13 protein-coding genes and 1 rRNA gene are annotated in these 12761 nt (G+C 58.9%); all 14 read right to left on the bottom strand.

What is annotated here, in order from left to right; genetic code table 11:
* Positions 1–59 (bottom strand): 16S ribosomal RNA (locus RIN49_RS27735); the annotation flags it as partial.
* Between the two features lie 376 nt (positions 60–435).
* Positions 436–2187, bottom strand: a complete 1752-nt coding sequence (locus RIN49_RS27730; protein ID WP_309123350.1) for a stalk domain-containing protein — start codon at positions 2185–2187, stop codon at positions 436–438.
* Between the two features lie 150 nt (positions 2188–2337).
* Positions 2338–2706 (bottom strand): hypothetical protein, encoded by a 369-nt coding sequence (locus RIN49_RS27725; RefSeq protein ID WP_309123349.1) that lies wholly within the window; start codon positions 2704–2706, stop codon positions 2338–2340.
* Between the two features lie 16 nt (positions 2707–2722).
* Positions 2723–3094, bottom strand: coding sequence for a hypothetical protein (locus RIN49_RS27720; protein ID WP_309123348.1), 372 nt, complete (start codon positions 3092–3094; stop codon positions 2723–2725).
* Positions 3095–3108: 14 nt separating this feature from the next.
* A complete protein-coding gene (locus RIN49_RS27715; RefSeq protein ID WP_309123347.1) occupies positions 3109–3246 on the bottom strand; it encodes a YfhD family protein in 138 nt (45 codons plus the stop codon).
* A gap of 41 nt (positions 3247–3287) precedes the next feature.
* Entirely contained in the window at positions 3288–3467 is a 180-nt protein-coding gene (locus RIN49_RS27710; RefSeq protein ID WP_309123346.1) for a hypothetical protein, read from the bottom strand.
* 109 nt (positions 3468–3576) lie between these two features.
* Positions 3577–4701 (bottom strand): molecular chaperone DnaJ, encoded by a 1125-nt coding sequence (dnaJ, locus tag RIN49_RS27705; RefSeq protein WP_309123345.1) that lies wholly within the window; start codon positions 4699–4701, stop codon positions 3577–3579.
* A gap of 118 nt (positions 4702–4819) precedes the next feature.
* The gene (gene dnaK / locus RIN49_RS27700) at positions 4820–6676 is read right to left on the bottom strand and encodes a molecular chaperone DnaK (protein WP_138193061.1); all 1857 of its coding nucleotides are present in this window, start codon (positions 6674–6676) and stop codon (positions 4820–4822) included.
* Positions 6677–6743: 67 nt separating this feature from the next.
* Complete coding sequence (gene grpE, locus RIN49_RS27695) at positions 6744–7316, bottom strand: nucleotide exchange factor GrpE (protein WP_309123344.1); 573 nt, start codon at positions 7314–7316, stop codon at positions 6744–6746.
* A gap of 115 nt (positions 7317–7431) precedes the next feature.
* Positions 7432–8457 (bottom strand): heat-inducible transcriptional repressor HrcA, encoded by a 1026-nt coding sequence (gene hrcA / locus RIN49_RS27690; RefSeq protein ID WP_309123343.1) that lies wholly within the window; start codon positions 8455–8457, stop codon positions 7432–7434.
* Between the two features lie 95 nt (positions 8458–8552).
* Positions 8553–9020, bottom strand: coding sequence for an N-acetyltransferase (locus RIN49_RS27685; protein WP_375295299.1), 468 nt, complete (start codon positions 9018–9020; stop codon positions 8553–8555).
* Positions 9021–9174: 154 nt separating this feature from the next.
* A complete protein-coding gene (gene hemW, locus RIN49_RS27680) occupies positions 9175–10341 on the bottom strand; it encodes a radical SAM family heme chaperone HemW (RefSeq protein WP_309123341.1) in 1167 nt (388 codons plus the stop codon).
* Between the two features lie 136 nt (positions 10342–10477).
* Positions 10478–12292 carry a translation elongation factor 4 gene (lepA, locus tag RIN49_RS27675; protein ID WP_309123340.1) on the bottom strand — a complete coding sequence of 605 codons (1815 nt, stop codon included), beginning with the start codon at positions 12290–12292 and terminating at the stop codon, positions 10478–10480.
* A gap of 71 nt (positions 12293–12363) precedes the next feature.
* The gene (locus RIN49_RS27670) at positions 12364–12756 is read right to left on the bottom strand and encodes a hypothetical protein (RefSeq protein WP_309123339.1); all 393 of its coding nucleotides are present in this window, start codon (positions 12754–12756) and stop codon (positions 12364–12366) included.
* Between the last annotated feature and the right edge of the window lie 5 nt (positions 12757–12761).

Here is a 12761-nt window from a genome sequence, read left to right as displayed (position 1 = left end):
TGCATGTATTAGGCACGCCGCCAGCGTTCGTCCTGAGCCAGGATCAAACTCTCCAAAAAGGGTAGTTCAAACGACTGCGCTCATTACAAGCTAGCATTTTCTTACTTTAAGCATATGCTTTGGACATTTTTTCTCGGCGAGTGCCTCGCCTGCGAAAAAACTCCGACTCATGTTCAGTTTTCAAGGAGCAAGCTTGTCTTACTCGGTGTTGCTTGTCCGACTCGCTTTCACGGCCGGATAAATACTTTACCATACCCGATCGTTCGCCTGCAAGCGACAATGTTTTCCATCGTCGATCGCTTTCGGGTTGATCGGTGCCGCCTTTTCGCGGCGACAAGATTAGAGTATACCCACTTTCGAGTCCGATTGCAAATTGTAGTTTTTTCCAGAGAAAAAAGCCGCCTGCGCATGGCAGACGGCCGTGGAATCGAATGCTTAGTTCAACGGGTACAATACTAGATCGATCGGCAAGTACGAACCCGCCGGCGGCGTCAGTTCGATGTCCAAGTACGGTTCGTTCCCCGTCGTCCGATACAGCATGAACACCCCGTCAAGCGCTGTGATGACCCCGGAAGCCGGCGCGAGAACCATCTCGCCGTTAATTTTCAACGGCCCCTTATAGATCCCGCCCCGCGCAAGCATAACGAGAGCCGATTTCCCCGGATTTTTCACCCGAATGTTATAGACAACCCCATAGTTTCCATAGTTCTCTACAGTTTGCTGACGGAACACATCGTACCCTTGCACGTATTTGTCGTCCGCGTTATCGCCGATCGTGAACTTCTTCGCGCCGGAGATCGTCGACGCGTCCGCCTCCCACTGCACTTCCGAAATCGGGAACGACCCGCGCACGTGGCGATCGTAAGGGAGCTCCTTGTAGCCGAGAGCCGCTTCCATCGGTTCGCCCTGCATCATCGCCGCGAACGTGAACGTCAGCTCGTCGCTCGTCTCTACATCGTACATCAGATTGATGCCTTGGCCCTTCGTCAGCTTCGGAAGGTAGGCGTACGCCTTCGATTCGCCCGGTTCGACGGTAATCGTCGGTTTGTTCGCATCGCCTACCAAGAAATCGACGGAAGCTTGATAACCGATCAAGTTGATGAAGGTCGAAGGATACACTTCACCTTGACGCGTCGTCTCGATCGTGACCGGTTCCGTTCCTTGGTTCGTTGCGATAATGGCGAATTGGACGTCCGCGTCCATCTCGTTAATATGATTCGCGTACAATCTCGCCTTACCCTCGACTTGATCACGATACAAGACGCCGTACTCGACGATGTTCTCGGGACTGTCGCTGACAAGCAACTCGCGCGATTCGTCGCGTACGGAAGCGACCGGAAGCTTCGTCGCGCTTGTGATATGCTTCGCGATGTCCGCCTTCTCCAGCTTCACGAACGACTGCAGCTTCGCGTGCTGCATCTGGAAGACGACTTTGTCGTACATCGTCTCGTTCGTAATCGTAATGTTCTTCGTGAACCATTCGCTGACGTTCCCTTGGCTGTCCGTCACCTGCATCGACACTTCATGCGTCCCTGGGGTGAAGAACGCGTCCTGCTTGTTCTTCCAAGAGGCGAACTGAATCCCGTCCCCTTCCACGTCGTAGCTCAGGTCGATGTATTTCACGAGCTCGCCCATCTTATACGTATCCTTGCCGAACGTGAACTTCGCGATCGGCTTGCCGTTCACCGAGGAGGGAAGCTCTGGGCTCCACTCCACCGGTGGCACATAAACGACTTCGACGCGATTCAGCTGACCGTCATATTCGTACTTCGCGCCGATCCGGTCCATAAACCACGTCAGCTGCGCCATCAGCTTGCCTTCCTTACTAATGAGGAACGTCGGCTCCATCGGCCCCGGCATGCCGTCGATCAACGCCGTGCGCGCCGTCAAGTCGATCGCGACGTTCGTCTTCCCGGCCGTAACCGCGATCGTATTCGTCAGCCCGTCGAATACGACCGGCAGCCCGAACGTATCGCCTAAAAATTTCACCGGCACGTACATCTTGCCGTTCGGCGACACCGTCGCAGGGGACGTCAGCAGCGTCTGCTGTCCGTTGACGAACGCCTCGGGTTTGTTGACGTACAGCCACACCTTCATCGCTGCCGTAGGCGCCGCGGATGCCGTAGCTCCGAACAACCCGAACAACATCGAAAGTACAAGTGCCATTCCTACCGTCTTCTTTACCATGTATCTCTCTCCCTCGTGTTTCTCGCTCCGTGAAATAGACGCAAGCCAACGAGAAAAGTTTCACCTGCGATATGTAAAAATTGTTACCACTTCCCAAAGAAAATAAAAAAGCGCAGGAGATCGGCCCCTCCTGCGCGTACTCGCAAATATTCACACAGCCCCGCCGGCTTGCTCGATGACGCTCAACGCTTGACGGTGCACGCCCTCGTCCACGACGGCCGTCAGAAGCACATCCCGTCCGGTAGGGCCGCCCTGCCCGCCGTCGCTCATCCCGCTCGCGTCGGTGCCGGCCGCCATTAAGATGCCGGGACTATTGCCGCCGACGTCCGCTCCAAGCGTAAGGGCAGCCAAGCTCCCGAAGTCGCCCGTAGCCGGATTCTCGGCATGAGCGCCGCCGCCGCCCGGATATTTGGAAATCCGGTCGATACTGACGTCGATCGCGCGAAGCGCATGCAGCTTTTGCGCGGCGCCTTCCGCCTCTTCCGGCGATTTGAAATATGCCAAAATGTTCTTTTCCATCGTTCCCCCTCCTTCCTTACCCGATCTTTCCTCCGCGCCGCTCGATCGCTTCGACGGCTTTGTCGTACTGACGATCCTCGACGACGGCCGTCACGACCGGCTGCCCGCTGTCGTCGCGGGATAGACCGTCGGGCAGCAAGTCGCCCCCGAACATGAGTCCGGGCAGAAGCACGCTATTCGGCTGCCCCATATATGAGGCTCCGACCATCGAGCCTTGATTTTGCGGTATCATCGGAATGACGGCCGCCGTGTCCGCCGGAAAGCGTCCGTTCAAGTCCCCGGGCGTCCGGTCCGCGGTCACCTCGATCGCGCCAAGCGCCCGCAAATCGGTGGCGGCCGCTTCCGCGTCGTCCTCCTCGTTGAAATACGCCTGAATATGCCTTACCATCGTTGCATCCGCTCCTATTCCTGCCTCCGGTCGGCGGCGTGCATCCGCTCCAAAGCTTCCAGATCGTCTTCGTCCGCCAGCTCCCGGGAAAATTCAACGTCCTCGTTTTTGCCGACCGGCAACTGCCGTTCTTGTTTTTTCGCGTCTGTCATTCGTCTCACCCCGCATCCGTAGGATGACGTTAGCTTGCCCCTTAACTCTCGTTCCGAAACAACTCGGCGACGTCCACCGCCTCCGCCGGAGTCTCGCCCTCCGTACGTCCGTAGAAGCGACGTTCCATCTCCGTATTCGCCTGCGCCGCGCCCGTATCGCCCGGCCGGATCTCGGCCGTCGCCGAATCGCCGGCTTTCGCCGGGATCTTTTCGTGATTCATTCTTTTCGCCGCCCTTCCCTTCATCCGAAAACCCCGTTCCCCCATAAGTTCCCCCGGCGGACGAACGAATATGTGCATAAAAAAAGAGAAGGAGCTTGTGCTCCCTCTCTCAATCGCCCTTGAACGCCTTGCGCATTCGTTCGAAGAACCCGTTATTTTCATGCGTACGCTCGCCGGACATGCCGCCGAAATCGCGAAGCAGCTGCTTCTGTTCTTCGGTCAAGTTCGTCGGCGTGACGACGACCACTTTCACATGTTGGTCGCCTTGGCCATGGCCGCGAAGACGCGGTACGCCTTTGCCCTTCAAGCGGAAGTACGTATCGGTCTGCGTGCCTGCCGGAATCTTAAGCTTTACCCGTTCGGTCAGCGTCGGCACTTCGATCTCGTCGCCGAGCGCGGCCTGCGCGAACGTAAGCGGGACTTCGCAATAAATATCCTCGCCTTCCCGCTCGAAAAACTCGTGCGGCTTGACGCGGATCGAGATATACAAGTCCCCCGAAGGTCCGCCGCGCATCCCGCCCTCGCCTTCTCCGGACACGCGCAGCTGCGCGCCGTCGTCGACCCCCGCCGGAATGCGGATGTGGATCTTCCGTTGCTTCTTCACCTTGCCTGCGCCCCAGCAATTGTTGCAGCGATCCTTGATGATCTTGCCCGTGCCGTTGCAATTGCCGCAAGCGCGACGATTGACGATGCGCCCGAACGGCGTGTTCTGCACCACTTCTTGCTGTCCGCTGCCGCGGCAGACGGAACACGTCTCCGGCTTCGTGCCCGGCTTCGCGCCCGACCCTTCGCACACGTCGCACGTCTCCGTACGGGGAATCGTAATGTCGGTCTCTTTGCCGAAGACTGCTTCCTTAAATTCGATCTGCATTTGGTATTCGAGGTCCGCCCCGCGCTGCGGCGCGTTCGGGTTGCGCCGACCTCCGCCGCCGCCGAAGAACATATCGAAAATATCGTTGATGCCGCCGCCGAAATCCGCGCCGCCGCCGCCGCCGAAGCCGCCGAAGCCTTGGTTCGGGTCGGCGTGGCCGAAGCGGTCGTAGTTCGCGCGCTTCGAATCGTCCGATAAGACGTCGTACGCTTCCTTCGCTTCCTTAAACTTATCGGCCGCGTCCGGCGCCTTGTTCACGTCGGGATGGTATTCCCGGGCCAGCTTCCGGTACGCCTTCTTAATCTCGTCCGCGGAAGCTCCCTTCTGAACCCCTAGCACCTCGTAAAAGTCGCGTTTCGCCACGCGTTCACCCCCCTGCCCATAGAGAAAACGGCTCGCGTCCGTATCCGGACCGCGCCGTCACCCGAAATAAAAGCGAAGCCCAAGCGCACTTGGGCTTCAACCTACTGCATCATAACCGTTACTTGTCTTTATCGTCAACCACTTCGTAGTCGGCGTCGACGACGTTGTCCTTGCGGGAAGCGCCCGCATCCGATGCGCCGGCGCCCGCTCCGGCGTCCGCGCCTCCGGCTTGCTGCTGCGCACCCATCTGCTCATACAGCTTTACGGACAATTGTTGAACGATGTTCGACAATTCTTCGGTCTTCGACTTGATCTCGTCGAGGCTGCCGCCTTCGAGCGCCTTCTTCAGCGCTTCCTTCGCTTCTTCGGCCTTCTGAATCTCGGACGCGTCGACCTTGTCGCCGAGGTCCTTGATCGTCTTCTCGACCGTGTAGACGAGTTGATCCGCCGTATTGCGCGCTTCGACGAGCTCCTTGCGCTTGCGGTCTTCTTCCGCGTTGCGCTCGGCTTCCTTCACCATCTTATCGATCTCCTCGTCGGATAACCCGCTGGAGGACGTGATCGTGATTTTCTGGCTCTTGCCCGTGCCCTTGTCGGACGCGCTGACGTTCACGATACCGTTGGCATCGATGTCGAACGTAACCTCGATCTGCGGAATGCCGCGCGGCGCCGGCGGGATGTCGCCGAGGATGAAACGGCCGAGCGTCTTGTTGTCGGCCGCCATCGCGCGCTCGCCCTGCAGCACGTGAATTTCGACGGACGTCTGGTTGTCCGCGTACGTCGAGAACACCTGAGACTTGCTCGTCGGGATCGTCGTATTACGGTCGATCATCTTCGTGAACACGCCGCCGGCCGTCTCGATACCGAGGGAGAGCGGCGTTACGTCGAGCAATACGACGTCTTTGACGTCGCCCGTCAAGACGCCCGCTTGGACGGCCGCGCCGATCGCGACGACTTCGTCCGGGTTAACGCCCTTATAAGCTTCCTTGCCGATGAGCTTCTTCACGGCTTCTTGAACGGCCGGAATCCGCGTCGAACCGCCGACGAGAACGACCTTGTCGATCTTGTCTGCCGACAATCCCGAATCCTGCAGCGCGCGGCGCGTCGGGCCCATCGTGCGCTCCACGAGATCCGCCGCCAGCTCTTCGAACTTCGCGCGCGTCAGATTCATCTCCAAGTGCTGCGGCACGCCGTCGACGACCGTAATGAACGGAAGCGAGATCGTCGTCGTAAGCACCGTGGACAATTCTTTCTTCGCCTTCTCGGCTGCGTCCTTCAGACGCTGCACGGCCGCCTTGTCTTTGGACAAGTCGACGCCTTGCTCCTTGCGGAATTCGGCGACGAGATGATTCATGATGACGTCGTCGAAGTCGTCGCCGCCGAGACGGTTATCGCCGCTCGTCGCCTTTACTTCGAACAAGCCGTCGCTCAGCTCGAGAATCGATACGTCGAACGTACCGCCGCCAAGGTCGAAGACGAGGATCGTCTGATCTTCGTTCTTCTCGAGGCCGTACGCCAGCGCCGCCGCCGTCGGCTCGTTGACGATCCGCAGCACCTCGAGGCCCGCGATCTTGCCCGCGTCCTTCGTCGCTTGCCGCTGCGAGTCGTTGAAATACGCCGGAACCGTGATGACGGCTTGCGTCACCGACGTGCCCAAATATTCTTCGGCGTCGGCCTTCAGCTTCTGGAGAATCATCGCCGAAATTTCTTGCGGCGTGAATTCTTTGCCGTCGATCGTCGTCTTATGGTTCGTCCCCATATGACGCTTAATCGAGATGACCGTACGTTCCGGATTCGTGATCGCTTGACGCTTCGCCGTCTCGCCGACGATGCGCTCGCCGTCCTTCTTGAAGCCTACGACCGAAGGCGTCGTCCGGTTGCCTTCGCGGTTCGGAATAACGACCGCTTCGCCGCCCTCCATGACCGCGACGCAAGAGTTCGTGGTCCCGAGGTCGATGCCTATAACTTTACCCATAACGCGTGTTTCCTCCTTGATTAAGCGAACTGTATTCTATGTGTGTGAAAATGAGACCGCGCCGCCGTTACTCGGTGACCTTCACCATCGACGGGCGAATAACTTTCTCCTTAAGCATATATCCCTTCTGCAGCTCCTCAACGACGATGCCCGACGCTCCGCCTTCTTCGGCAGGCACCTGCATGATCGCTTGGTGCAGCTCGGGGTTGAACGGCTGGCCGACCGCCTCGATCGCCTGCAAGCCTTCGCTCTCGAGCAGCTGCCCCAGCTGACGCTGGATCATCTCGACGCCCTTGGCAAGCGAATCGAAATCGCTCTGTTCGCGGCTGGCCGCGATCGCGCGGTCGAAATTGTCGATGATCGGAAGAAGACCCTCGATCAGCTTCTGCGAGGCGTATTTCGCGAATTCTTCCTTCTCGGTTCGCGCGCGGCGCCGGAAGTTATCGAAATCGGCCTGCGTGCGCAAATAACGTTGGTAGTTCTCCTCCGCCGTACGCTTGGCGGCTTCCAGCTCCGAAGCGCCTGTCTCGACGACTTCGGCTTCGACCGTCTCCGCGGCGGCTTCCGACGTCTCGCCGGATTCCATAGCGATCTCCTCCGCCGGGGTCGTTCCTTGCTCTTTCTCCGTCTCCTGTTTCATGCGCCTCTCACCTCCTTATCCATATCCCAGTATGCCCCCCCGCGATTGACGGGAACCGTCGCCGCGAACGCGGCAAAAAAGCAGGAGACGAACGTCTCCTGCGCATCGACGGCCGTTATCGGTACCAACGAGACAAACTGTTCGTTAAATCCTTCGTAAATAAATCGAGGACCGCGATCACCTTTCGGTAATCCATGCGCGTCGGGCCCAAGATGCCGATCGAACCGACCGGCTGTCCTTCGATCGAATAAGACGCCGTGATGATGCTGCAATGATTGATCGCTTCCAGCGTGTTCTCTCCGCCGATCTTCACCTGAATGCCGGCGGGCATCGCCGCGAACATGCGAAGCATCGTCTCGGTCTGATCGAATAGGTCCAGAATCGTCTTGACCTTATCCACGTCCTTGAACTCGGGCTGCGTCAGCATATTCGTCGCCCCGCCCAAGTACAGGCGGTCCGACTCGTCGCCTTCGAGCACCGATTCGACGACCGCGAGCAGCTCCTCGTAGCCGGCCACATGCTTGCTCAGCTCCGCGACAAGCTCGGTGTACATCTTCGAGCGCAATCGATACAACGGCACGCCCTTCAGCTTCGCGTTCATGACGTTCACGAACTTCTCGATCTCGCCGACCGGCACGCCGTCCGGTATCGTAACCGTACGATTCTCGACGTGTCCCGTGTTCGTGACGATGATCGCGACCGCCGATCGTTCGTTCAGCGGAATGAGCTGAAGCGACGCGAGCGTCGTCTTATAAGTCTCCGGTCCGAGCACGATCGCCGTATAATTCGTCATGCTAGACAGAATCGTAGCGGCATGCTGAACGACGCCCTCGACCTCTTGGATCTTGTTCTCGAAGAACGACTTGATCGATTCTTTCTCCACGGGAGACAGCGAACCGGGACTCAGCAGGTGGTCTACGTAATATCGGTACCCCTTGTTCGAAGGAATCCGCCCGGCGGACGTATGCGGTTGCTCGAGAAAACCGAGCTCCTCAAGGTCCGACATCTCGTTGCGGATCGTCGCGGCGCTGTATCCAACGTCCCCGCGTTTCGATATGCTGCGCGAGCCGACCGGCTCCGCGGAACGAATATAATCGTCGACGATCGCCGACAAAATCATCTTCTGACGCTCGGATAACAAACGACAACCCTCCCCGGAGTTCGAGTGATTAGCACTCCTTAGCGATGAGTGCTAACCTACTCCAAACATACCGAATCGGGAGGGTCGTTGTCAAGTCAATCTAGCCTTTTCAGCACTGCGATTTCGTCGCAGTTATGTTGTTTCTTGCAGTGGATGCAGTCGCGCCAGACCTTCTCCGGGAAGATCTCCTTATTCACGACCGTAAAGCCGTTCCGCTCGAAGAAGGCGACCTCGTACGTGAGCGCCATCAGCTTCGGCACGCCTAATTCTCTCGCCTGCAGCTCGAGCTGCTCGACGATCTTGCGGCCGATGCCTTGGCCTTTATATTCGGGGTCGAGCCCGAGGGACCGAACCTCTACCAGGTCCGCGCCGAGACGCAGCAATGCGCCGCAGCCGACGATCCGTCCGTCGATCTCGGCCACAACGAACGTGTCCGCCTGCTCCCTCAGCATCTCTTTCGTGCGGGGCAGCATGATGCCGCTTTCCGCATACCCTTGAATTAATTCATATAAGAAGTCGACGTCGTCGACTGTCGCTTTCCGGCAAACCGCGGTCTGGATCACGGCGCATCCCACGCTTCCGTCGTAATGTTTTCGATTGAATAAATATACAACAACTTGAATAAACGCACAATACATTCAATGCAAAAAAAGATTCTCTCCCAACGTAACATACGTTGTGAGAGAATCCTTGGTGTGGGTAAACCAAGCCCCATTCTTACGCGATCGCGTGCGCGCCCAGGAATGCGCCGAACACCTCGTTGCCGAGCAGCACGCCGTTCGGCGCGAGCCGCCAACCGCCGTCGGTCGGCTCCAGCATGCCTTGACTGTGCAGCCGGTCGATCGTCTCGCCGAAGACGTCCTCGAGCTCGCGCCCGAATTGGGCGCGGAAGTCGGCGCGGTCGACCCCTCGCAGCAGCCGCAGCCCGACCATCATGAAGTCTTCCATCGCTTCGTCCGGGTCGACGTCGAACTTCTCCAACAGCGGCAAACCCTGCTTCGTCGCGTCGATATACGGTTGAATGCCCTTCACGTTGACGTGGCGCGCGCCGCGGACGTAGCCGTGCGCCCCGGCGCCGAGCCCGTAATAGCTCTCATTGCGCCAGTACACCGTATTATGCTTGCTCTCGAAGCCGGGCTTCGCGAAATTGCTGATTTCGTACTGTTCGTAGCCCGCTTCCCGCATGCGCCGCATAATGACGTGGAACATCTCGACCTCGTCCTCTTCCTTCGGCAGCGGCAGCTCCCCGCGCTCGTAGAGCGTATGGAACAGCGTATTCTCTTCCACCTTCAGGTTGTAGATCGAATGATGCGGCAGCTTCAGCTCGAGCGCCCGGTCGAGCGTCTCGTTCATCTGCGCGATCGTCTGGTTCGGCAAGCCGAAGATCAAATCGATCGACACGTTCGCGAAGCCGGCCGCGCGGGCGTTCTCGAGGCTCCGGTACACGTCCTCGACGGAATGTATGCGCCCGATCGCGTGCAGCAATCCGGAATCGAACGATTGTACGCCGAACGACAAGCGATTGACGCCGCCTTCGCGCATCGCCTGCAGCTTCTCGAGGTCCGTCGTGCCGGGATTCGCCTCCATCGTGAATTCGTACCCCTCGACGAGATTCGGAAAATACGTCCGAACCGACTTCAGGAACCGTTCCATCTGTTCGGGCGTCAGCACGGTCGGCGTTCCGCCGCCGACGAAGACGGTGCGGATCGCGCCCGGCGGCACCGCCTTCGCTGTCGCCTCCATCTCGCGCTCCAGCGCGTCGAGATACTCGTGCACCGGTTGTCCCTTCAGCACATAGGAATTGAAATCGCAATAATGGCACTTGTTCGTGCAGAAAGGAATATGAAGATACACCGCTTCCGGCGTCTCGATCCGTTGTCTCATGGAAGTTCCTCCTTTCTTGAAAATGAACCGGGGCCAGCAAGAGTTGTAGTCGGAGTTCCTCCGATCATTCGCCTCTTCGGGGCCTCCCGCCAAAAAACGTTGCCCCGGCGCGATTCCGCCGGGGCAACGCCAGCCGCTATTCGTCGATCTTCAGCACCGCCATGAACGCTTCTTGCGGCACCTCGACCGAGCCGACCTGCTTCATGCGTTTCTTGCCTTCCTTCTGCTTCTCGAGCAGCTTGCGCTTCCGCGAGATGTCGCCGCCGTAACACTTGGCGAGGACGTTCTTCCGCATCGCCTTGACCGTCTCGCGGGAGATGACTTTCTGGCCGATCGTCGCTTGGATCGGCACCTCGAACATTTGGCGCGGAATAATGTCCTTCAGCTTCTCGCACAGAATCCGTCCGCGATTGTACGCGTTGTCGCGGTGGACGATGAACGAGAGGGCGTCGACCTTCTCGTTATTGAGCAAGATGTCCATCTTCACGAGATTCGATCGCTTATAACCGGACACCTCGTAGTCGAACGATGCGTACCCCTTCGTGCGCGACTTCAGCTGATCGAAGAAATCGTAGACGATCTCCGACAGCGGAATGTCATAGATGAGCGTCACGCGCGTCGCGTCGAGGTACTGCATATCGATGAAGTCGCCGCGCTTGTTCTGGCACAAATCCATGATCGGGCCGACGTAATCCTTCGGCACGATGACCGACGCCTTCACATACGGCTCTTCGATATGATCGATGCGCTGCTGCTCCGGCATATTGGCCGGGTTGTCGATGCTGAGCACCGTGCCGTCCGTCAGATGCACCATGAACACCACGCTCGGCGCCGTCGTCAGCAACGGAATGTTGAACTCCCGTTCGATGCGCTCTTGGATGATCTCCATGTGGAGCAGCCCCAGGAAGCCGCAGCGGAAGCCGAAGCCGAGCGCTTGGGACGTCTCGGGCTCGTAACGCAGCGACGCGTCGTTCAGCTCCAGCTTCTCGAGCGCATCGCGCAGCTCCGCGTAGTCGGACGTTTCGATCGGATACAGGCCGCAGAACACCATCGGGTTGATCCGACGATAGCCGGCGAGCGGTTCCTTGACCGGGTTTTTCGCGTCGGTGATCGTATCGCCGACGCGGGTGTCCTTCACGTTCTTGATCCCCGCTACGACGAAGCCGACGTCGCCCGCCCGGAGCTCGTCCACGCTCGACATTCTCGGTCGGAACGCGCCGACCTCGATCACTTCGAATTCCTTCTCCGTCGCCATGAAGCGGATTTTCGAACCGGCCTTGATGACCCCGTCCATCACGCGCACGTACACGATGACGCCCTTATAAGGATCATAGTGCGAGTCGAAAATAAGCGCCTTCGTCGGCTTCTCCGAATCTCCGACCGGAGGCGGTACCTTCTTTACGATCTGCTCGAGAATTTCTTTGATCCCGATGCCCGCTTTGGCCGACGCCAGTACCGCTTCGCTCGCGTCGAGGCCGATGACGTCCTCGATCTCTTGGCGGATGCGCTCCGGCTCCGCGCTCGGCAAATCGATTTTGTTGATGACGGGTAAAATCTCAAGGTTGTTATCGAGCGCCAAATATACGTTCGCCAGCGTCTGTGCTTCGATGCCCTGCGCCGCGTCGACGACGAGCAGCGCCCCTTCGCAAGCCGCGAGACTGCGGGACACCTCGTACGTAAAGTCGACGTGCCCCGGCGTGTCGATTAGGTTGAGCGTATATACCTCGCCGTCTTCCGCCTTGTATTGAAGGCGGACGGCCTGCAATTTAATCGTAATGCCCCGCTCCCGCTCCAAATCCATCTGGTCGAGCAGCTGATCCTGCATCTCGCGTTGCTGCACCGCGCCCGAATATTCAAGGATACGGTCGGCAAGCGTCGATTTCCCATGGTCGATATGGGCGATGATACAGAAGTTCCGAACCTTGCTTTGCCGCAGATCCATCGTAGACATGAAGTCACCCCGTAGATAATTAAGCCTATATCCACACTATTATAGCAATAGCATCGGTCTACGGCAAAGGCTTAATGCAGGACGGCGCCGATGAGGTCGGCGATGAAGCGAATCGCGCCTTGCGCGAGGTATCGCAGCCCGTCGCCGAGCGCGAGCGACAGCCGGTTGATGGCGCCGGTATGCTGGACCGGCTCGACGAGCGCCGGCGCGGACGCGGCGACGTCGGCCGAACCGGCGGGCGCCTCGGCGGACGGCGGCGTCACGGACGTCGATGCGTCGTTCGATTCGGCCGCCGGAGTAGAGTCGGACGGTTGAGCGGCGGCCACCGAAGCCGCCGCCGGTCGCGCCGACGGGGGCGGCCCCTGGACGCGCTCGAGCCCGGACGAGGCGATATCGATCCCGAAGAAGACGCTGATCGCGATCAACGCCAGGAATCCTGCGATCTTCGCTCCCCTCGATTTCATTCCCC

Source organism: Paenibacillus sp. (assembly GCF_031177825.1).
In the GTDB taxonomy this organism is placed as follows: Bacteria; Bacillota; Bacilli; order Paenibacillales; family YIM-B00363; genus Paenibacillus_AE.
This window is presented reverse-complemented; position numbering and strand designations above follow the sequence as displayed.

Excerpts from the sequence above, each read along its gene's own strand:
- RIN49_RS27730 (WP_309123350.1), bottom strand. The coding sequence starts at position 2,187 with ATGGTAAAGAAGACGGTAGGAATGGCACTTGTACTTTCGATGTTGTTC.
- RIN49_RS27725 (WP_309123349.1), bottom strand. The coding sequence starts at position 2,706 with ATGGAAAAGAACATTTTGGCATATTTCAAATCGCCGGAAGAGGCGGAA.
- RIN49_RS27720 (WP_309123348.1), bottom strand. The coding sequence starts at position 3,094 with ATGGTAAGGCATATTCAGGCGTATTTCAACGAGGAGGACGACGCGGAA.
- RIN49_RS27715 (WP_309123347.1), bottom strand. The coding sequence starts at position 3,246 with ATGACAGACGCGAAAAAACAAGAACGGCAGTTGCCGGTCGGCAAAAAC.
- RIN49_RS27710 (WP_309123346.1), bottom strand. The coding sequence starts at position 3,467 with ATGAATCACGAAAAGATCCCGGCGAAAGCCGGCGATTCGGCGACGGCC.
- dnaK (WP_138193061.1), bottom strand. The coding sequence starts at position 6,676 with ATGGGTAAAGTTATAGGCATCGACCTCGGGACCACGAACTCTTGCGTC.
- grpE (WP_309123344.1), bottom strand. The coding sequence starts at position 7,316 with ATGAAACAGGAGACGGAGAAAGAGCAAGGAACGACCCCGGCGGAGGAG.
- hemW (WP_309123341.1), bottom strand. The coding sequence starts at position 10,341 with ATGAGACAACGGATCGAGACGCCGGAAGCGGTGTATCTTCATATTCCT.
- lepA (WP_309123340.1), bottom strand. The coding sequence starts at position 12,292 with ATGTCTACGATGGATCTGCGGCAAAGCAAGGTTCGGAACTTCTGTATC.
- RIN49_RS27670 (WP_309123339.1), bottom strand. The coding sequence starts at position 12,756 with ATGAAATCGAGGGGAGCGAAGATCGCAGGATTCCTGGCGTTGATCGCG.